The 19,277-nt window shown below is 74.1% G+C and carries 16 protein-coding genes; 8 read left to right on the top strand and 8 right to left on the bottom strand.

From position 1 onward, the window contains the following. Window positions 1-65: 65 nt before the first annotated feature. From AB0K80_RS25950 to AB0K80_RS25920, 7 genes are all read right to left on the bottom strand, one after another. Window positions 66-1,190: a cellulose binding domain-containing protein gene (locus AB0K80_RS25950; protein ID WP_365673545.1), complete on the bottom strand. Its 1,125-nt coding sequence runs from the start codon at window positions 1,188-1,190 to the stop codon at window positions 66-68. A 195-nt stretch (window positions 1,191-1,385) separates the two neighbouring features. Further along, window positions 1,386-2,903 carry a glycoside hydrolase family 43 protein gene (locus AB0K80_RS25945; RefSeq protein WP_365673543.1) on the bottom strand — a complete coding sequence of 506 codons (1,518 nt, stop codon included), beginning with the start codon at window positions 2,901-2,903 and terminating at the stop codon, window positions 1,386-1,388. A 43-nt stretch (window positions 2,904-2,946) separates the two neighbouring features. Further along, window positions 2,947-5,079 (bottom strand): alpha-galactosidase, encoded by a 2,133-nt coding sequence (locus AB0K80_RS25940; RefSeq protein WP_365673566.1) that lies wholly within the window; start codon window positions 5,077-5,079, stop codon window positions 2,947-2,949. A gap of 269 nt (window positions 5,080-5,348) precedes the next feature. After that, complete coding sequence (locus AB0K80_RS25935) at window positions 5,349-6,419, bottom strand: GDSL-type esterase/lipase family protein (RefSeq protein ID WP_365673541.1); 1,071 nt, start codon at window positions 6,417-6,419, stop codon at window positions 5,349-5,351. Window positions 6,420-6,619: 200 nt separating this feature from the next. Further along, on the bottom strand, window positions 6,620-7,849 hold the full coding sequence (locus AB0K80_RS25930) for an acyl-CoA dehydrogenase family protein (protein WP_365673539.1): 1,230 nt from the start codon (window positions 7,847-7,849) through the stop codon (window positions 6,620-6,622). A gap of 13 nt (window positions 7,850-7,862) precedes the next feature. Next, a complete protein-coding gene (locus AB0K80_RS25925) occupies window positions 7,863-8,111 on the bottom strand; it encodes a hypothetical protein (protein ID WP_365673537.1) in 249 nt (82 codons plus the stop codon). 280 nt (window positions 8,112-8,391) lie between these two features. After that, complete coding sequence (locus AB0K80_RS25920) at window positions 8,392-9,408, bottom strand: amino acid ABC transporter permease (RefSeq protein ID WP_365673536.1); 1,017 nt, start codon at window positions 9,406-9,408, stop codon at window positions 8,392-8,394. Window positions 9,409-10,182: 774 nt separating this feature from the next. Here AB0K80_RS25920 and AB0K80_RS25915 point away from each other — a divergent pair. From AB0K80_RS25915 to AB0K80_RS25895, 5 genes are all read left to right on the top strand, one after another. Next, the gene (locus tag AB0K80_RS25915) at window positions 10,183-10,764 is read left to right on the top strand and encodes a hypothetical protein (protein ID WP_365673534.1); all 582 of its coding nucleotides are present in this window, start codon (window positions 10,183-10,185) and stop codon (window positions 10,762-10,764) included. Between the two features lie 134 nt (window positions 10,765-10,898). Then, window positions 10,899-11,414 (top strand): N-acetyltransferase family protein, encoded by a 516-nt coding sequence (locus AB0K80_RS25910; RefSeq protein WP_365673532.1) that lies wholly within the window; start codon window positions 10,899-10,901, stop codon window positions 11,412-11,414. 108 nt (window positions 11,415-11,522) lie between these two features. Continuing rightward, entirely contained in the window at window positions 11,523-12,128 is a 606-nt protein-coding gene (locus tag AB0K80_RS25905; protein ID WP_365673531.1) for a LysE family translocator, read from the top strand. A 2-nt stretch (window positions 12,129-12,130) separates the two neighbouring features. Continuing rightward, complete coding sequence (locus AB0K80_RS25900) at window positions 12,131-12,832, top strand: phenylalanine--tRNA ligase beta subunit-related protein (RefSeq protein ID WP_365673529.1); 702 nt, start codon at window positions 12,131-12,133, stop codon at window positions 12,830-12,832. Between the two features lie 135 nt (window positions 12,833-12,967). Continuing rightward, window positions 12,968-14,395 carry a PLP-dependent aminotransferase family protein gene (locus tag AB0K80_RS25895; RefSeq protein WP_365673563.1) on the top strand — a complete coding sequence of 476 codons (1,428 nt, stop codon included), beginning with the start codon at window positions 12,968-12,970 and terminating at the stop codon, window positions 14,393-14,395. A gap of 1 nt (window position 14,396) precedes the next feature. On the opposite strand, the gene AB0K80_RS25890 is transcribed toward AB0K80_RS25895, so the two are convergent. Further along, window positions 14,397-14,855 carry an Rrf2 family transcriptional regulator gene (locus tag AB0K80_RS25890; RefSeq protein WP_365673527.1) on the bottom strand — a complete coding sequence of 153 codons (459 nt, stop codon included), beginning with the start codon at window positions 14,853-14,855 and terminating at the stop codon, window positions 14,397-14,399. A gap of 103 nt (window positions 14,856-14,958) precedes the next feature. On the opposite strand from AB0K80_RS25890, the gene AB0K80_RS25885 reads away from it, so the two are divergent. The 3 genes from AB0K80_RS25885 (at window position 14,959) to AB0K80_RS25875 (ending at window position 19,270) form a co-directional block, all read left to right on the top strand. Then, window positions 14,959-15,081: a putative leader peptide gene (locus tag AB0K80_RS25885; protein WP_365673524.1), complete on the top strand. Its 123-nt coding sequence runs from the start codon at window positions 14,959-14,961 to the stop codon at window positions 15,079-15,081. Window positions 15,082-16,475: 1,394 nt separating this feature from the next. Then, entirely contained in the window at window positions 16,476-17,357 is an 882-nt protein-coding gene (locus tag AB0K80_RS25880) for a glutathione S-transferase C-terminal domain-containing protein (protein ID WP_365673522.1), read from the top strand. An 83-nt stretch (window positions 17,358-17,440) separates the two neighbouring features. Beyond that, on the top strand, window positions 17,441-19,270 hold the full coding sequence (locus AB0K80_RS25875) for a S8 family serine peptidase (RefSeq protein WP_365673520.1): 1,830 nt from the start codon (window positions 17,441-17,443) through the stop codon (window positions 19,268-19,270). Window positions 19,271-19,277: the final 7 nt, after the last annotated feature.

Raw genomic sequence — 19,277 nt, 5'->3', positions numbered from 1 at the left:
GGCCGCGGTGCGCGGGCCGGACGCCGTGGTGCCGGGCGGCGTGCGCGCGCCCGGCGCCGGTGGTGTCATGCCACGCTGCAGGCGGTGCCGTTGAGAGTGAACCCGCCCGGCGCGGCGAAGGTGCCGCTGTAGGTGCCCTGGAACCCGAAGGTCTGGCTGCCGCCGGGGGCGATGCTCGCATTGTGCGTCAGACCGCTCGCCGTGACGGATCCCGAGGACGAGGAGAGGGCGGCGTTCCACGCGCTGGTGATGCGCTGCCCGGAAGGAAGCGTGAAGGCGAGGCGCCAGCCGTCGACGGGTGCCGAACCGGTGTTGGTGACGGTGACGTCCGCGGTGAAGCCTCCCTGCCACACGTTCGTCGCGTACCCGACCTTGCAGGCGGTGGTCCCGCCCGGGCCGCCCGGTGCGCCACCCGTGTTGACGGTCTGCGAGAAGGAGTTCACGGCCAGTCCCGCGCCGTTCTGCCAGGGCTCGAAACCGGCCTGGACGCTGGTCAGATACCAGGTGTTCTGGGCCAGTCCGCGGGCCACGGCCTGCCGGACGAAGTCCATCACGTCGAAGCTCCAGCTGCTCACAGCCGACGGGGCGACGAAGGAGATCACGTCGTTGGTCCCGTTGCTGCCCTGCCACACCTGCCAGCTGCGTCCGCCCACGGTGGCCGTGCCGACCTGCGAGCCGATGGGCTGGATCTGGCCCACCTTGTTGAACCAGATCATGATCTCGGTGCGGTTCACCCCGTCGGTGCGGGGCGTCGGGTCCAGCCAGATGTCGTACGAGGCGTTGTAGACGGCGTCGTTGACGAAGCCGTACGAGATGCTGCTCGGCGCGCTGGAGATGCGGGAGAGCTGCGCGGGGAGGTTGGTGCCCGGCGAGCAGTTGGTGTAGTGGCAGCCGTAGAAGAGGGACGGGTACGACTTCGGTCCGCCGGTCGTCGGGACGGAGCCGTCGGCCCGCGTGAGCCGGAAGCCGGTGCCGGTGCTGGTGACGCACTGGGTCTCGTTGGTGTTCCAGCGGTTGTTCTGCAGGACGTAGCGCCCCTGGACGACCGTCGAGCCGAACTGTTCGCAGACGGTCGTGTCGGCCTGGGCCTGGGGCGTGGCGACGAAGAGGGCCGCGACGGTGGCGAGCGCGCTGACGACAGCGCCCACCGCGCCGCGGGGAGGACGGGGAAGGCACGGCAAGAGTCGCATGTGGGGTCTCTTTTCCGAGGTACGGCCTTGTTTCGCGGGACAGGGGAGTGCTCCCTTCCGCCCGGGCGTTGGGAGCGCTCCCATGCGGTGTTCCGTTCCGGACTGTAGGAGCTAGTCATGTACCTGACAAGTCTTGCGGTGTGTGAAGACGTGGTCGGTCCAGCGGTGCGCCGGCAGCGGAGCGGGAGCGTCCGCTCAGGGGGTGAGCGGTTCGTAGGCGAACCAGTCGACGTGGACGGTGCCTTCGGCGGCGTACACGCCGATGACCCGGCCGGTGAAGCCGCCGGCCACCTCGGTCGACAGGTAGCGGCCGTCGAGCGTCGCCAGGGCGGTGAAGGTGCCGTCCGGCCCCTCGACACCGAAGGAGACGACGTCGGGGCCGGTGCGCGGGCCGTGCGGCGCCGGCGGTTCGGTGATCTCGACGCGGAGGACCACGGCCGGGTCGGCGCAGTGCGGCCGCGCGGCCACGACGGTGCTCAGCGAGCCGACCCGGGCCAGCACCCGGACCTCCGTGGCGGAAGCCTCGATCTCGTAGTGGTGCCGCTCGTCGAGACGGACGGCGAGGCCGCCGCGTCCCGCTGCCGCGTCGACCAGGGTGCGGGCCCGGCACGACAGATGCTGCTGGCGCCGGCCGGCGAACACGACGTCCGGCTCGTCCAGCGAGCCCCCGCGAGCCCGCAGCGTCAGCCAGCCGGGGCGCTCCCGCAAGCCGTAGTGCTCGGCGGGGCGGTCCCTGGGGGAGATCCAGTACGGCCGCAGCTCGGCGGCGTCGAAGTCGTCCCGGCCCTCCTCGTCCGCGCCGGGCAGGAGCGGCCAGCCCGGCGCGGGCGCCTCCAGCGACACCTCGCCGACGACCGGCCAGCCGTCCACCCAGGTCACCGGCGCCAGGAACGTCTCGCGGCCCAGCACATGCCAGCCCGGGGTACCGCCGCCCGGCCGCACGCCGAGCAGCACCATCCACCACGAACCGTCCGGAGCCTGCACCAGATCGGCGTGCCCGGTGTTCTGGACGGGGTGGTCGGTGCCGCGGTGGGTGAGGATCGGGTTGGCCGGGCACGGCTCGAACGGGCCGGTGGGCGCGGGCCCGCGGGCGATCGACACGCCGTGGCCGCGCTCGGTGCCGCCCTCGGCTATGAGCAGGTACCAGTGGTCGCCGATCCGGTACAGGTGCGGCGCCTCCGGGGCCTTGGCGCCCGGTGCGCCGGACCAGAGCCGGTGCGGAGTCCCGTACGTCCGCCCGGTGGACGGGTCGAGACGGACCTGCGCGACCCCGGCGACCGTGCACCAGCAGGTGCCGTCCTCGTCCCAGGCCAGGTCGGGATCGATACCGGGCACGCCGGGCGCCCACACGGGATCCGACCACGGTCCGGCCGGGTCGGTCGCCGTGACGATCAGGTTGCCGCCGCCCTCACTGCAGTTGGTGACGATCAGCCAGAACCGTCCGTCGTGGTGGCGCAGGGTGGGGGCGTAGATCCCGCCGGAGGACGGCATGCCGATCGGCAGCCGCAACTGGCCCGGCCGGTCCAGGACGTTGCCGATCTGCCTCCAGTGCACCAGGTCACGACTGTGGAAGAGGGGGACGCCGGGGAAGTACTCGAAGCTGGAGCAGGCCAGGTAGTAGTCGTCGCCGACGCGGCAGACACTGGGGTCGGGGTGGAAGCCGGGGATCACGGGGTTGGTGAAGCGTCCGTCCGGTGCGTGCGAAGGGGACACCCGGGAGGTCCTCTCGTCGGTTCGTGCTGCGGGCGTGGGGGGTTCAGTGAGCGCCGGTGCCCGTGGGGGTGAGGCGGAGCAGGACGGCGGACGGCGCGGTGGGCAGGGTCAGGCTCAGCTCGGCCGTGCTGGGCAGCCAGGCGGTGACGGCCTGACCGGCCGAGGGGTAGAGCAGGTCGACACGGGCGGCGGTGTCCCGCAGGTGGGGCAGGCGCAGCGTCGCCGTGGCGCCGTTTCCGGGGCGGCGCCAGGCGGTCAGGTAGGTGGTGGCGGGAGTGCGCAGGGCCAGGGCGATCCAGGGGTCGTCCCAGCCGGGAAGGCCCAGGGGCCAGGACGGCACGGCCTGCGGCAGGTCGGCGCGGACGGCCTTGTACACCGCCACCGCCTCGTGGACCAAGGCGCGCGCCCGCGGACCGAGTTCGGGAACGCGGCCGGAGAGATGGATCCTGCCGAGCAGCGCGTTGGCCATGGTGAAGGCCACCTCGTCCAGGGTGTCCTCCGGCTGGGGGTACGCCCAGACGGCACCCTGCTCGGGCGTGGCGGCGGTGGGCGCGGACGCCGCGATCGGCGCGTACAGGTGGAGGTTCTGCTGGTCGCTCGTGGACTGCAGTTGTGTCCGGGACAGCAGGGCGTGGTCCCAGCGCATGCCGCCGGAGGAGCAGTTCTCCACCACCAGGTGCGGGTACCGGTCCAGGACGCCGTCGAGCCAGGCGAGGTGCGCCCGGTTGTGGCCGAGCAGGCCGGCGGCCGGGGTCTCGCCGGGGTGGGCGCTGGTGCCGGGGCCGGGGTCGATGTTGTGGTCGAGTTTGAGGTAGCCGACGCCACACTCGCCGACCAGTCGGTCCACCACCGCGTCCAGGTGCGCACGGGCGGCCGGATGGCGCAGGTCCAGATGGTGCCGGCCGGCCTCCGTGAGGCGGACGCCGTCGCGGCGGAAGAACGCCTCGTCCGGCAGCGACGCGGCCATGGGACTGCGTACGCCGATCACCTCCGGCTCCAGCCACAGGCCCGGCACCATGCCGCGCTCCCGGATGCGGTCCAGCACCTCGTGGATCCCGCGCTCCCCGGGGAACCGGGAGGCGGCGGGCTCCCAGGCGCCGACGCTGTCCCACCAGCCGCCGTCGTCACCGTCGTACCAGCCGGCGTCGATCACGAAGTACTCCGCGCCCGCCTCCGCCGCCGCGTCGACGAGCGGCAGCAGCTTGTCGGTCGTCGGGTCGCCCATCAGGCAGTTCATGTAGTCGTTGAAGATGACGGGCAGGCGCTCGTGATCGGCGTGCGGGCGGCGCTGGACGCGGCGGTAGCGGGTCAGCGCGGCGAACGCCTCGTCGGGGCCGCCGTCGGCGCTGAAGGACAGGGCGGCCGGTACGGTGGTGAAGGCGGCGCCGGGTTCGAGGGGGTGCCGCCAGCCGTGGCGGGTGTCGGTGGGACCGAACAGTGCCGTGTAGGCCGCCTGGTCGTGCTCGCCGCACTCCCAGTGCCAGCCGCCGCCGTTGTGCTCGATCTGCCACACCCAGGTGCGGCCGGTACGCCGGTCCGTCAGGCCGCCCATGGGGAGGTGTCCGCAACTGCACCAGGTGCCCTGTCCGTTCAGGTCGAAGCCGCTTTTGCCGTGCGCGTTGCTCACCCGCCCGCTGTGGAGCGGGCTCGTCAGGCGCATCGGCCGCCGCTGCCAGCGGCATTCGGTGAGCCAGTCGTTCTCCGCCCACAGCAGGTCCGCGGCGTCGAGGGCTGCGGGGCCTCGCGGGGTGAGACAGCCCACCGCGAGCGAGCTGACCGACTCCAGGTGCAGCGTGGACTGCCCCTCGTTGCGCAGCGTCACCTCGCCGCGGAGCACGGGGATGCCGTCCGGTGACCGGTAGGTCACCTCCGCGGCCAGCCCGGTCTCCGGGTCGTGGAGATGCACCGTGAGGATGTGCCAGACGCCGTCGCGGCTCGCCCGGTGGGTCCGGTGGCGCAGCCGCCCGCCGAGGGCGGTGCCGACGAGGCGGTTGCCCGACCAGTCGCGGCCGTGCCCCGCGGCCCTCACCTCCACCAGGGGCAGGGACGCGGGGTCGTTGTCCGCGTCGCCGGGCAGCCCGAGACGCGTCAGACGCGGGCTGCCCTGGTCGTCCAGGACGAACCCGAGACGGAGGGCCTCATGTCCCCAGTCGAAGGCCTGCTCTTCCTTGGTCATGGCGGCCCTTTCGCGGTCGGTGCCCCTCACGCGCCACACGCTGTCGAAGCGCTTCACCTTTAGGCGCAAGCTAGCGGAGACAGTACGGGAGTAACAAGGGTGCTGGCGGCGCAAAGACCGGCTTGACTGGGTCGTTCGCGGAGGCTCCTGCTGTCGAAGCGCTTCACCAGCCGGACTCCAGCCCTGCGTGTCACTGTCCTCTGCAGAGAAGCGGAAAAACGGAAAGGCACCCCGCGCAATCCCGCGGGGTGCCCGGACCGCCCTCTGCGTCAGGTGCCGATCCGCGCCGCGATGATCGGCGCGAGACGGTCGGCGATGGCGCGGTGCCCCTGGTCGTTCGGGTGGACCGAGTCCGTGAGGTCGCCCGAGCCCAGCCAGCCGGTGGTGTCGACGAAGGAGACGCGCGTGTCGCCGGCCGCGACCGCAGCCTGCACCGCCGCCTGGGTCTGCGGGACGTACCGCCCGCGGAAGGTCTCCAGCGCGAAGATCCACGCCCGGGGGTACGCGGCCCGCACCTTGCGCAGCAGGCTGCCGTACGCCGCCTGGAACGTCGTCGTACTCACCCCGTGGCCCACGTCGTTGGTGCCGAGGTTGATGACGACCGCGTCGGCCTGGTAGCGCGAGAAGTTCCAGTCGGGCGTCGAGGCGTTGGGGTTGAGCTTGGTGAACTGCCGCTCCAGTCCGACGCATCCGTCCGAGGTGGCCACCAGGCAGGCGCCGCCCTGGGCGATCTGGGTGTGCTCGGCGCCCAGGCGTTCTCCGACCAGCCAGCCGTAGGCGGTGCGCGCGTTCTGCGAGCTGGTGGTGCCGACCGTGATCGAGTCGCCCACGAACTCGATCAGCTTGCCGGGAGCCGGCGGCGCGAAGGTCGTCGCGCCGCTGTCGAGGACCAGCCCCTGGAAGACGGCGTCGCCGCGGTAGGAGCCGGCGACCACCTGGTAGTTGACCTGGAGGGTGTGGTTGCCCGCGGACGGTGCCGTCGGGGTGAGGTTCACGGTGCCCTTGACGTCGTCGTAGAACTTCACGGGCCCGTTGTCGATCCGCGCCCACAGGTCGATCGTGTTGCGCTGCTTGAGCTTGACCGTCCGGCCGGTGAAGCCGACCCGGTAGTAGGCGCCCGCCCAGTACGGGGTGTAGGCGGTGCTGGAGCTCGTGGTGTCCCAGCGGCCCACGAACGTGATGTGGGGGTCGCCGGGCTGTCCGGGAGCCGCCGCGGTGACGCCCGGCGCCGCCTGGGCCGGGGACCCGCCCGGCCAGGCCGGCAGACAGGCGGCGAGGACAGCCGTCAGGAGGGCGGCGAGGGCGCGACCGCGCCTGGGCGAGTGGGGGGTTGACTCCACGGGGATCCCTTCGACGTGGGGTGGGAACGCTCCCATGAGCAGTCAGAGAGAAGCAATGAAACGGTTCAACGTCAAGCAGTCGCGCAGGGGCCGTCGTCCTGGAGGACGGTCCGCGCTCTGAGGTCTGGTGCCTTGCGAGGGTCTGTCGGGCCCGCCGCCCAGGGGGCACGCGACCGGCTGGAGCGCCCGCCGTCACCGGGTCAGGCGGGCAGGGCGAACGGGGGGTGCGCGCCGTTGAGGAAGTAGTCGCCGACCTCGCGGAGCCGGTGGGCGACGGGCTCGTACAGGGTGTGGGTGCGGGCGTTGCGCCAGAAGCGGTCGAAGCCCAGCCGCGCGGAGGTGGAGCGGGTGCCGATGATGTCGAGGGCGCGGGTGGTGGACTCCTGCGCGGCCCTGGAGGCGGCGGCCTCGGCCATGGCCACGAGGACGGAGATGTCCGCGTACTCGTCATAGGTGAGCTCCTCGCCGCGCGCCAGGCCGCCCTGTACGGCGTCCAGCGCCTGAGCGGTGAGGGCGGACGCGGAGCGCGTGAGCACGGTGAGTTCTCCGTACGCGGTCAGCACCTGGGGGTCGTGGGGTGTGCCGGCGGGCCAGCCCGCGTTCCACTGGCTGTGCCCCGTCCTGCTGTACTCACGTGCCTCCGCGAGCACCCCCTCCGCCATGCCGAGCAGCAGCTGGACGGAGACGAGGCGCCCGACCGGGGAGGCCAGGGCGGCCAGAGGGGAGAGGGCGTCCTCGTCGGCGGACAGGGAAGCGAGCACGTCGTCGTCGGCGACCGGCACGGCGTCGAACTCCACGCTCCCGCCGGCCGCGAGCCGCTGCCCGAACGGGTCGGTGTCGCCGTCGACGCGCACCCCGGGCCGAGCGGGATCGACCACGACGGCGAAGGGCTCCCCGGTGTCGGCCCGCACGGCCCGTACGGCGAGACGGTCGGCGACCAGGACGCCCGTGGTGTAGCTCTGCCGGCCGTCGAGCACCTGGCCGTCGCCGGTCCTGACCAGGGTCAGCGGCGGTTCGTGACGGGCGAGCCCACCGCCCCAGCACCACTGCTCGGCAGCGGACAGCTCCTCCAGCCGGGCGGCGAGATCCGGGGCGGAGAGGAACCGGGCGCTCCACGACACGTAGTAGTGACAGCCGAGCAGCTGGCCGATCGCGCCGTCCGCCGCTCCGATCTCCCGGACGACGGCGTAGGCCGTGGACCAGTCCGCGCCGCCTCCGCCGGACGCGGCCGGGACCAGGAGCGTCAGCAGGCCCGCCTCGCGCAGCCGGGACACCTCGTCGATCGGCGCCTTGCCCGCCTGCTCCCGGGCCACCGCGTCGGTGGCCAGGTCGTCCGCCACCTCGTGGGCCACGCGCAGCCAGTGCTCCCGGCCTGGCCCGGTCCGTTCGCTTCCCGCGGCGGAGCGGGACGGCGCGGCGGCAACGCCCATGACGGTGGTCTCCTCAAGGTCGGTGGCAGGGTGCGGAATCGGCCGGTCCGTACGGGAGGCCCGCGCGCCGTACGGCCACCCGCCGGTGGTGGGTGGCCGTGCCCGGCGCGTGGCGCGAGCGGGCGACGGGGGCGTCGCGCCGGTCTTCCTCCACCCCGGCGGTCCGGCGTGCGGGGGCGACGTGGACGGCGTCGTCGCCCGTCGCGCGGACGCCGGCGAGCGGATCGTGCGGGGCGGACCGGGCCGCGAGTGCCGTGGTCATGGTGGATGTCCCTGGGGAGTGAGGGGCCGTCGGGAGCGGGTGCGCTCGCCTGATCGCCCGGGGGAGGCCGGAGCGGATCGGCACGGGCGTACGGCGTGCCTTACGCGCAACAGCAGGCGGCGCTGGCGAGGTGACCGAAGTCGACATGCCGGCGACGAACGAGTCGCTGCTGCGTACGGGACATGCGCATCATCCTGCGCAGCCCTGCCGGACACCGTCAAGGCTTTCCTAGTAATTCAATAGGAAAAGCACCCCAGGGCGGCCGTGGAGGGGACGGCGCTCACCGGTCACCGCCGATCACGGGCCGGGCGTCGTCCGCCGCCGTGTTCAGCCGGGTGCACACCGCCAGGAGACGGCCGCGCAGCCGCTGCGGCGCGGTGGGCGGCAGGGTGCGGGCGTCACCGCGCGCGTAGTGCCGCTCGACGTAGTACTGGGCCACGCTGAGCACGCTGGTGACCGCGATGTACCAGAGGGTGGCCACCATCAGCAGCGGGATGACCTGGTACGTCTGGTTGTAGATCAGCTGGGCCGAGTACAGCAGGTCGTGCACGGCCAGCACGCTGACGATGCTGGTGCCCTTCAGGGTGCCGATCAGCATGTTCCCGGCGGTCGGCACGATGGAGCGCATCGCCTGGGGAACGACGATCCGCCTCAGGGTGCGGCGCCTGCTCAGGCCGAGCGCCTGGGCGGCCTCCGTCTGCCCGGGGTCGACGGACAGGATGCCGCCGCGCACCACCTCGGCGGCGTAGGCCGTCTCGTGCAGGGTCAGGCCGATGACGGCGGTGAGGGTGGGACCCAGCAGTTGCACCGTCTGGACGGTGACGAACTGCGGCCCGAACGGGACGCCGAGACCGAGCGTCGGGTACAGGGCGCCGATGTTGAACCAGAACAGCAGCTGCACCAGCAGCGGTGTGGACCGGAAGATCCACACGTACGCCCAACTCAGCGTGCGCAGCACGGGGTTGGCCGACAGGCGCATCACCGCCAGTACCGTGCCCAGCAGGAAACCGAGGACCATCACCACGCCGGTCAGCCACAGCGTCAGCAGCAGCCCGTCGAGGACGGCGGCGGTGGTGAGGTACCGGCCGACCACCTCCCACTGGAAGGCGTCGTTGCGGACCACGGAGTTGAGCACCATCGCGCAGACCAGCAGCGCGACGGCGGCGGCCGCCCAGCGCCCGAGGTGCCGGCGCGGCACGATCCGCGGCAGGCCGGCGCCGCCGGGGGCGTCCGCCCGTTCGGGAGAGGTCGGGGAGGTCGTCGCGCGGGCTGAGGCGACGTCGGAAGGTGTGATCATCGAGGCTCTCCGGGGAGGGAATCGCAGGCGTGTGTGACCACCCGGCACCACGCGTGGTGGAACGCGATGGAGCGGGCGCCCGGTGCGGCCGCGGGGCCCGGTGTCGTCACGGTCGCCGCGTCCCTCAACGCGGCCGGAGGGCTGCGCACGGGGCGCAGCCGATCCGTCGTCGATCGTAGGGGCCCACGGCGCGGATGTGTCAACCACACATCGGATCGGCCGAGTTGGTCCCGGCATCCGGGCGCTCCTTGACGAGGAGCACGACGTCCTGCTCAATGAGTCACATGAATGCCCGGCAGCGCTTGGTCTCGCGCGACCACATCGACTTCGGTCGGGTGTGGTCGGCCGCGTGTCGCGCCTGACTCGGCGGCGGGCCGTCCGACCGGCCCTTTCCCTCCCTCGGTGACCCCGTCGCGGGCCGAGCTGTCTCCTCACGCGCGCTGCCGCACCTCCGCCGTCCCCGACGCCCGGCGTCGTCACACCGTAAGTCCCACTTCTCTGACGTTTCCTTCCTCACCGACCCCGCCATGCGGGGCGGCGCGCCCTGCCCGCGTGCGGTGTCGCCGCACCTGGCCTCCGGCTCCGGCTCGCCGGACCCTGCACCGGCCGCCGCGTACGTCGCGAGCCGGCTGGCGCGCCTGCGGATCCTGCTCGCCCACCGGCCGAGCCTCGGCCGAAGGTGTCGCGCGGCATCCGGTCCCGCACGGGCCGCCTCCGGCCGGGAACAGGCGCACACTGGAAGTGTGCCGCCGGTGCTCAAGGGGGTGTCGCCCGATGGGTGGGTCACGGAGCGCGTGTGTGCGGTGGTGGCGGTGGCGGCGTAATCCGCTCAGGCGGCGCAGCGACCTCATCGAGGCCTGGATCGTGCTGGCCGGGTGGGTGCTCGCCCTGCTGGGCGGTCTGGCGGCGGCGCTGCTGACCGCGGACGCGGTCCAGCGGGCCGCCGACCGGCAGCGGGCGGGGAGCCACCCGGTTACCGCCGTGGTCGTGGAGCGCGCGAAGGACGGCGTGCCCGCGGGGGAGGGGACCGACAGCCGGGTATGGGCGACGGTGCGCTGGACCGCGCCGGACGGCTCGAAGCGGACGGACGACGCGAGGGTGGCGCCGCGGGCGGCGACCGGCACGACGGTCACCGTCTGGACGGACGGGCAGGGCCAGGTCACAGCCGAGCCGATGACCGAGGGGGAGGCCCGGTGGAACGCGGTCGCCGGTGGCGTCCTGGCCGCGCTGGGCGTGAGCGTGCTGTCCGTGGGCACGGTCTCGGCGGCCCGGCTGGGGCTGGAGCGGCGGCGCATGGCGCAGTGGGACGCCGAGTGGGAGCGGATCGACAGGCGGTGGGGGCGGACGACGGGCTGACGGCCCGGCGCAGGGCGGCAGCGCGCAGAATGGACGCGTGTCGACAGGCCCTGACGCGGCCCGGACCCCGAGCCGGGCGGTACGGGACCTGGGACCACCGCACCGACCGGCCCGCGCACCAGGGGGAGCACGCCGTGCCCGACCCGTCCACACCCTCCGGCGTGAGGGTCGTACCGCTCACCGCCGAGCACGCCGACCAGGTCCTGGCGATCTACCAGGCGGGCATCGACGAAGGCGACGCCACCTTCGAGACGACCGCGCCGACCTGGCAGGCGTTCGACGCGGCCAAGCTGCCCGGGCACCGCTTCGCCGCCCTCGACGACGCCGGTACGGTGCTCGGCTGGGTCGCCGCCACCCGGGTCTCCGACCGCTGCGCCTACACCGGTGTGGTGGAGCACTCCGTCTACGTCGCCCCCGCCGCCCGGGGCCGCAAAGTGGCCGCCGCGCTGCTCGGGGCGCTCATCGACTCCACCGAGGCGGCCGGGATCTGGACCATCCAGTCCGGGGTCTTCCCCGAGAACACCGCCAGCATGGCCCTGCACCGGCGGGCCGGCTTCCGCGTCGTCGGCACCCGCGAGCGCATCGGCCGTCACCACGGCCGCTGGCGCGACGTCGTCCTCCTCGAACGCCGCAGCCCCGTCATCGACTGACACTGCCCGCACCTCGGCGATATGGACCGGTGAACCGGACCCGCTTTGGCTCTGCCGGAAGGGCCAAGGGCCGGACACAGTGGGAGACCCCGAACCCCGGAGGTCTCCTTGAGCATCGCGTTCCTGCTGACCACCCTCGCCGTGGTGGTCATCCCCGGCAGCGGTGTGCTGTACACCCTCGCCGCCGGCCTCTCCCACGGCCGGCGGGCAGGCGTGCTCGCCGCGCTGGCCTGCACCCTGGGCGTCGTGCCGCACCTGGTGGCGACGATCACCGGCCTCGCCGCGCTGCTGCGCACCAGCCCCGTGGCGTACGAGGCGGTGAAGTACCTCGGGGTCGGCTACCTGCTGTACCTGGCCTGGGCCACCCTGCGCGGCGAGGACGCGCTGACCGTCCCGGGCGAGGCCGCGCCGCGTCCGGCGTCCCGCGTGATCACGTCCGCGGTGCTGGTCAACCTGCTCAACCCCAAGCTGACGGTGTTCTTCGTGGCGTTCCTGCCGCAGTTCGTCCCCGCGGGCGACGGCGGCTCCCCCGGCGCGCTGCTGCGGCTCGGCGCCGTCTTCATGGCGGTGACCTTCGTGGTGTTCGCCGCGTACGGGATCGGGGCCGCCGCCGTGCGTGACCGGGTACGGGCACGGCCCGGGACGATGACCGGGATCCGCCGGGTGTGCGCCGCCTGCTTCGTGGCTCTGGGCGCGCGGCTGGCGGTGGCGTGAGCATGCGGTTCCGGCATGCGGACGCCCTGTGGTCCGCCTACCCCGAGCTCACCGCCGGCGCACTGTACGCCACCGGTGCGGACGCCCCCGCCGGCACCGGGCCGCGCGTCGCCGCGTACACCGCCCGGGCCGCGGCCCGGCTGGCCGGTGCGCCCGAGAGCGAGTTCCCCGAAGTGACCGCCTGGCGGCGGGCGTTCTCCCGGATGGGGCTCAAGCCCACACAGTACCGATGCGCCTCGGAGTCCCTGCTGCGACGCCTGCGCAAGGAGGGCACGCTGCCGCGCATCCACCCGGTGGTGGACCTGTGCAACGCGCTGTCGGCCGCGTACGCCGTCCCGGTCGCGGCGCTCGACGCCGACCGCATCGCCGGACCCCTGCTGGAGGTGCGCCACGCCCGCGGCGACGAGCGGTACACCGCGTTCGGCGGCGGCATCGAGCACCCCGCTCCCGGCGAGGTCACCTTCGCCGACTCCGCCGGACGGGCGCACGCCCGGCGCTGGACCCACCGGCAGAGCGGCCACTCGGCGGTCGGCGCGCACACCCGCCGGGTCCTCGTCGTCGCCGAGGCCATGCACGACGGGGGCGCCCGGACCGTGCCCGAGCTGCTGGAGACCCTCGCCGGGGAACTGGCCGCGCTCGGAGCGTGCCCCGGCGAGCCGTCCCTCCTCACCCCGTCCGCACCGGAGTTCACCTACGGCGGCTGAGCCGCGCGTGACAGCATGGACGCGATGGACCAGGGGCGGACGGGCGGGGCCACGGCGCGCACCCCCACGGCAGCGCCGGAGCCGGGCGGTGCCCCGGCCCGTGGGGCCGACTTCCTGCTGCTCGACGCCGGCCGCATGCCCGCCGGCGGCAAGGCGGACTGGCTGGCCGGGCAGCTGCGGCAGGCGATCGCGGACGGCCGGCTGGCCGTGGGCGACCGGCTGCCGCCCACCCGGGTGCTCGCCGCCGAACTGCGCCTGTCGCGGGGCGTGGTCACCGAGGCGTACCGGCGCCTCGCCGAGGACGGGCACGTCGAGGGGCGCCGGCGCGGCGGCACGGTGGTGGTCGCCGCGCCGCACTCCGTTCCCGCGGCGCCCTGCGCGCCCGAGCCCCCGGCCCCGGGCGCCGCCCACCGGGCCGTGCCCGGCGCCCTGTTCGCCGCGGAACCGGACGCGGACGTCTTCGACCTGCTGCGGGCCGCTCCCGCCCACGCCGACTTCACCCCCGGCAGGCCGGCCCTCGCCGCCTTCCCGCGCGCGGCCTGGCTGCGCGCCGAACGCGCCGTGCTCGCCGAGCTGTCGGCGGACCAGCTCGGCTACGGCGACCCCCGTGGCGACCTACGGCTGCGCCGGGCCGTCGCCGGCTGGCTGGCCCGCAACCGGGGCATCCGGGTCCGGCCGGAGCAGGTGCTGATCGTCGCCGGCACCGCCCAGGCGCTCACCCTGCTGCACCCCGTCCTGCGCGGCGACGGCGTGGACGCCGTCGCGGTGGAGGACCCCGGCTCGCTCGGCTCCCGCCAGCACCTGCGCCACGGCGGCCTGGCCACACCGCCGGTGCCGGTCGACGGTGACGGGGTACGCGTGGACGCCCTGCGCGCCACGGGCGCCCGCGCGGTGCTGCTCACCCCCGCCCACCAGTTCCCCACCGGGGTGGTGACGAGCGGCGAGCGCCGCCGCGACCTGCTGGGCTGGGCCCGGGACGGCGGCCTGATCCTCGAGGACGACTACGACGCCGAGCACCGCTACGACCGGCCGCCCGTCCCCGCGCTGCGCGCCCTGACCGACCGGGTCTGCTACCTGGGCAGCGTCTCCAAACTGCTGGCGCCCGCGCTGCGGACGGGCTGGATGGTCCCGCCGCCGCAGTACCTCGGTCCGCTCACCGACGCCAAACGCTTCACCGACCTGGGCAACGCCGTCCTGCCCCAGCTCGTCCTCGCCCACCTGATGGAGTCCGGCGCACTCGAACGCCACCTGCGGCTGCTGCGCGGCCGGCACCGCGCACGCCGCGACGCGATGATCGCCGCCCTCGCCGAGCACCTGCCGGGTGCGGTGGTGCACGGCGCCGCGGCCGGTCTGCACCTGACCGTCACCTATGCGGCCGACGTGCCCGACACGGTGCTGGCCGCCGCGGCCCTGGAGCGGGGGGTGAAGTGCCAGCCGCTGTCGTGGCACCGGCAACGGCCCGGCCGCCCCGGCCTCGTCCTCGGCTACGCCGCCACCCCGCCCGGCGTCATCGCCGAGTCGGTGGCGACGCTCGGCACGGCCCTGCGCGAGCTGGCGTCCTGACTCAGGGGTTCGTCCAGGCGCCCGGGGCGTCGGTGAGCGCCGCCACCTCGGCGGGCAGCTGGGCCGCGGCCAGGTCGGCGAGGGAGACGCCTTCGAGGATCTGGCGCACGTTGGCCCGCAGGGCGATCCACAGGGGGAGCAGTGAGGCGGCGGGTCCGGTGTAGGCGAGGTCGGGCGGGCGGACGCCGCGGACGGAGACCAGGGGGCCGTCCACGACCCGGATGACGTCGGCGATGCTGATGGTGTCGGCGGGCCGGGCGAGGCGGTAGCCGCCGTTGCCGCCGCGCCGGCTCTGGACCAGCCCGCCGCGCCGCATGTCGTTGAGGATGCCTTCGAGGAACTTGTGCGGGATGTCCTGGGCGTCCGCGATGGCTTCGGCCTTCACCGGCTCGTCGTCCTCGGACGCGGCGAGCTGCAGTGCGGCACGTACCGCGTAGTCCGCCCTGGCTGAGATCCGCATGCGCACAGTATCCCGCAGGGCTTCCAGCCTGTGGACGCGCCCTTGACGCGGGGCGGAAGCGGATCGACACTCACAGTCAATCCTAGTGAACGGGTAGGAAACTATGGGGCGTCTTGAACCGGTCACCGGCCTGATGAGCCGTACCCCCGGGCCGTCGCTGCTTCTCACCTCCCGTCGGCACATCGATCTCCTGCGCGTCTGCAGCGCGATCAGCCCCGCCTGCTAGCCGGGGCTGTCTGCCTTCCGGAACTGGCCCTTTCGGGACTGGCCGCCTGGCCGAGGGTGCCACGTGCCTGCTTGGACTGGCTCGCCGGTGGCTGGGGGTGGGCTCGACCGTCGGGTGCTGGGTGGCCGGTGGCTGGGGGCGCTCCTCTGTCAGGGACTCGCCGCCTGGTGGCTGGGGCGCTGTCCGCCTGCTGGGACTGGCTGCCCGGTTGCGGGGAGCGCCGCCCGCTGGCAGCGAGGCCGCCCGCCGGCAGGGAGGCTGCCCGCTCGCTGGGGCTACCTGGAGTGTGGGACCGCCGCCTACCTGGCGGGGCTGCTGCCTAGTGGTTGGGGCGCTGTCCGCCTGCTGGGGCTGGCTGCCCGGTTGCGGGGAGCGCCGCCCGCCGGCAGGGAGGCTGCCCCCCAGCGGGGAGGCTGCCCGCTCGCTGGGGGCTGCCTGGTGTGTGGGAGCGCCACCTGCCTGGCGGTGCTGGTTGCCTAGTGGCTGGGGGCATCGCCCGATGACCGGAAGCGTTGCCCGCCAGACGGGACTGGCCGCCTGGCGGCTGGGACAGCCCGCCTGGTGAGACCGGCCGCCCGTTTGGCTGAGAGCCGCCCACCCGCTTGCGGGGAGCGCCGCTTGCCGGCTGGTAGTTGCCGCCTGTTGGCGGGGAGCGCCGCTTGCTGGGTGGTCGTGGCCGCCTGTTGGCGGGGAGCATCGCTTGCCGGCAGTGGCCGCCCGCTTGCTGGCAGCGCCGCCGCCCGCCTGGCAGCGCCGCCGCCCGCCTGGCAGCGCCGCCGTCAGGCTGGCAGTGGCCGCCCGGTGGCTGGGGGCGTCGCCTGCCTGCCAGGACTGGCCGACCGCCAGCCAGGGGGCCGCCGACCCGGTGGCCGGGCGCAACCGCAGCGGTCCCGCTCCCGGTAGCCGACGCCGCACAGGACCCCGACCGCGCCAGCGCGCACCAAGGGCCCCGCCCCACCGAGGCACCGCCTCGTATCCGCCGCTCCTCCACCCTTTCCGCCCCGCACTCGCCCGCGCCTACACCGTTCGGCCTCGCACCCGTCCGCCTTACGCCACGTCCGCCCTACGCCACGCCCGCCATACACCCGCCTGACCTACGGCCGCTCCGCCCCACCCCGGTCCGCTCCTACACCGCTTCCGCCCCACACCCGCCCGCCACACCTTCCGCCACCCACCCCCTCCGACGCCGTTCCCCCCACACACCCACCCGATCCACGGCCGTTCCGCCCCACACCGGCCCGCTCGACAGCCACTCCGTCACAGACCCACCCACCCGCTCGTACACAGCTTCCGCCCCGCACCCGCCCGGCCCAAGCCCACTCCGCAACCCACCAACGCACCCACTCCCACGCCGTTCCGTCACCCCACCGTCCGCGCCTGCCCCAGGGAGAGACATGTCCGTCGCACCGCCAGCCGTCCACACGCTCCCGCAGTCCGCCCCGGCCTTCCGGGGCCGGATCGGGCGGGACGCGCGCAGTGGCCACTACGCCGTGCCGCGCCGTTACCGACTGCACCTGTCCCGCGCCTGCCCGGACGGCCTGCGTATCGCCGTCACGCACAGCCTGCTGGGCCTCGGGGACATCTGTCCGGTCGCCTGCCTGCCCGCCGTACCCGACAGCCCCGACGGCGGCTACAGCGCGCTGCGCCCGCTGTACGAGGCCAGCGCGCACCGGTACGCCGGGCCGGCCGGGGCGCCGGTGCTCAGCGACGACTGGTCGGGGCGGATCGTCAGCACCCACGCCCCCGACATCACCCGCGACCTGGCCCGGCGCTTCGGCGGCGACCGTGCCGCGCTGTACCCGCGCGACGCGGAGTCGGAGATCGAGGCCGTGGAGCGGATGTGCGCGCAGGGCATCGAGGAGGCCGCGCAGCATGCCGGATCGGCCGGTGCGGGGCAGCGGGAGGACCGTGCCGCGGCGCTCGGCCGGCTGCTGGAGACGCTCGGCGCGCTGGAGCGGTGGCTGGCCGGCCGCACCTACCTGATCCGTGATCACGTCACCGCCGCCGACGTGGTGTTGTGGGGCACGCTGGTCCAACTGGACACCGTGCACCGCGAGCACCTGGACGCGTCGGCCGTGCACCGTATCGCCGGCCACCCCGCCCTGTGGGACTACGCCCGCCGCCTGACCGCGCACCCGGCGTTCGGCGCGCACCTCGACCTGGACGGCATCACGCGCCGCCACCACGCGCACTGCCGGGGTCTGGAAGCCGCCGGGGCGGCCGTGCGTATCCTGGACTGGACGGCCCACGCCGCGCGGCCGGCGACGGGGACCTGACCGTCCGGTTGCAGTGCTCATGACCAGGGCGGACGATGGGAATCAGCCCTCCGGCTGGTACCGCCCGCGCTTGGGGAGCCCTCATGGACCGAGCGGATCTCATGGCGGTGTTCTACGGGGAGGGACCCGTCCCCGTCCTGTGGGCCACCGACTGCCCCGTCCACTTCGACGTGTGGCTCGCCTTCGCCGGGCCGCCGCCGTCACCGCCGCCGCCCTCGCCTGAGCCGTCGGTGCCGCCCGACGCCGGGCCCGGGACGGGCGGCACCGACGGCCACGGCACCGACCGGCAGGACCTGATCCTGGCGATCCGCGAGGAGTACGGCGTCGAACGGGTGCTGGAACGCTTCGAGAGCCGCCGGCTGGTCGGACCGTGCTGCCCCGTCGCGGCCGGCAGCTTCGTGGCGGCCCGGCTGACCCTGACGGAACTGGTCAGCGACTTCCTGCCGCTGACCAGCCTCGCCGGCGTGGTCCGGGTCGCCCACGAGATCGCCCGCGACAGCGGCGCCGAGGGCATCGACGCGGCCCGCGCCGGACACGTCCGGGCCCCGGCCACCAGCGAGATCCACGACAATCTCGAGCGCCGTCAGGAACGCGGCCGGCACCTGACCTGGTTCCTGAGGCTGCTGCACCGGGTCATCGCGACCGCCCGCCCCGACCTGGCCCGCACCGAGGACCCCGAGCGGGCCGTCACCGGCGTCCTGGTCGGCATGCTGGACGACGTCGTCCCGGACACGGCACCGGTGCGCGGGCCCCACACGCCGGCCGGGCGGCCGGCCGACCGCAGGCTGAAGTACCCGATCGAGTCCGTGACGACGAACCGGCGGGCGACCCGGGCGGTCGTCCGCTCCCGGCGGACCATCAAGGCCGACGCGGCCGAGCAGGTCTTCTCGGTGGACACCGCCTCCCTCGGCTGGGCCGTGGTCGACAGCGGCATCGACGCCCGGCACCCCGCCTTCCACGACTGGGACGTCTCCGGCGCCACGCCACGGCAGCTGGAGTCGCGCATCGCCCGCTCCTTCGACTTCACCGGCGTACGGGACAAACTCTCCGCCGACGTGCTCGTCAGCGGACTCGTCAACTGGTCCGCCGCCCTGCCGTCCGTCGAGACCACCCCCACCCCGGGCCACGCACGGCCGCTGCAGCCGCCGCCCGGCGACCAGCACGGCACCCACATCGCCGGCATCATCGGCGGCTGGTGGCCGGACCTGGACTTCCGCGGCATCTGCCCGCGCATCCGGCTCTACGACTTCCGGGTCCTCGACGACCGGGGCGAAGGCGACGAGTTCTCGATCGTCACCGCGCTCCAGGCGGTCCGGTACATCAACGAGCACGCGGGACGGTACGTCATCGCCGGGGTCAACATCAGCCTGTCGGTGCCGCACGACGTCGCCACCCACTCCACCGGCTGGACACCCGTGTGCGTCGAGTGCGACCGCCTCACCCGGTCGGGTGTCGTGGTCGTCACCGCGGCCGGGAACGCCGGGTTCACCGGCACCGTGCGCACCCTCGGTGCCGACTACCAGAACATCAGCATCTCCGACCCCGGCAACGCCGAGTCCGTCATCACCGTCGGCTCCACCCACCGCAGCAACCCGCACCGCCACGGCGTCAGTTACTTCTCCAGCCGCGGCCCCACCGGCGACGGACGGCCCAAACCCGACCTGGTCGCGCCGGGGGAGGACATCGACGGGCCCATCCCCGGGGAGGGCATCGCCGCCATGCACGGGACCAGCCAGGCCGCGGCCCACGTCAGCGGGGCCGCCGCCATGCTGCTGTCCCGTCACCGCGAGCTGCTCGGCCGCCCCGAACGCGTGAAGGACATCCTCTGCGCGACGGCGACCGACCTCGCCCGCGAACGTGATTTCCAGGGCCACGGACTCGTCGACGTGCTGCGCGCCATGCAGTCCGTCTGACGGTCCG

The organism is Streptomyces sp. NPDC052682, from assembly GCF_040678435.1.
Classification (GTDB): domain Bacteria; phylum Actinomycetota; class Actinomycetes; order Streptomycetales; family Streptomycetaceae; genus Streptomyces.
Note: the sequence above shows the minus strand (reverse complement) of the source record. Positions and strands in the feature narration are given on the sequence as shown.

What these genes read in the sequence shown, in the direction of transcription:
- AB0K80_RS25950 (WP_365673545.1), bottom strand. Translation starts at nt 1,190, where the DNA reads ATGCGACTCTTGCCGTGCCTTCCCCGTCCTCCCCGCGGCGCGGTGGGC.
- AB0K80_RS25940 (WP_365673566.1), bottom strand. Translation starts at nt 5,079, where the DNA reads ATGACCAAGGAAGAGCAGGCCTTCGACTGGGGACATGAGGCCCTCCGT.
- AB0K80_RS25930 (WP_365673539.1), bottom strand. Translation starts at nt 7,849, where the DNA reads ATGGGCGTTGCCGCCGCGCCGTCCCGCTCCGCCGCGGGAAGCGAACGG.
- AB0K80_RS25925 (WP_365673537.1), bottom strand. Translation starts at nt 8,111, where the DNA reads ATGACCACGGCACTCGCGGCCCGGTCCGCCCCGCACGATCCGCTCGCC.
- AB0K80_RS25920 (WP_365673536.1), bottom strand. Translation starts at nt 9,408, where the DNA reads ATGATCACACCTTCCGACGTCGCCTCAGCCCGCGCGACGACCTCCCCG.
- AB0K80_RS25915 (WP_365673534.1), top strand. Translation starts at nt 10,183, where the DNA reads ATGGGTGGGTCACGGAGCGCGTGTGTGCGGTGGTGGCGGTGGCGGCGT.
- AB0K80_RS25900 (WP_365673529.1), top strand. Translation starts at nt 12,131, where the DNA reads ATGCGGTTCCGGCATGCGGACGCCCTGTGGTCCGCCTACCCCGAGCTC.
- AB0K80_RS25895 (WP_365673563.1), top strand. Translation starts at nt 12,968, where the DNA reads ATGCCCGCCGGCGGCAAGGCGGACTGGCTGGCCGGGCAGCTGCGGCAG.
- AB0K80_RS25890 (WP_365673527.1), bottom strand. Translation starts at nt 14,855, where the DNA reads ATGCGGATCTCAGCCAGGGCGGACTACGCGGTACGTGCCGCACTGCAG.
- AB0K80_RS25885 (WP_365673524.1), top strand. Translation starts at nt 14,959, where the DNA reads ATGGGGCGTCTTGAACCGGTCACCGGCCTGATGAGCCGTACCCCCGGG.
- AB0K80_RS25880 (WP_365673522.1), top strand. Translation starts at nt 16,476, where the DNA reads ATGTCCGTCGCACCGCCAGCCGTCCACACGCTCCCGCAGTCCGCCCCG.
- AB0K80_RS25875 (WP_365673520.1), top strand. Translation starts at nt 17,441, where the DNA reads ATGGACCGAGCGGATCTCATGGCGGTGTTCTACGGGGAGGGACCCGTC.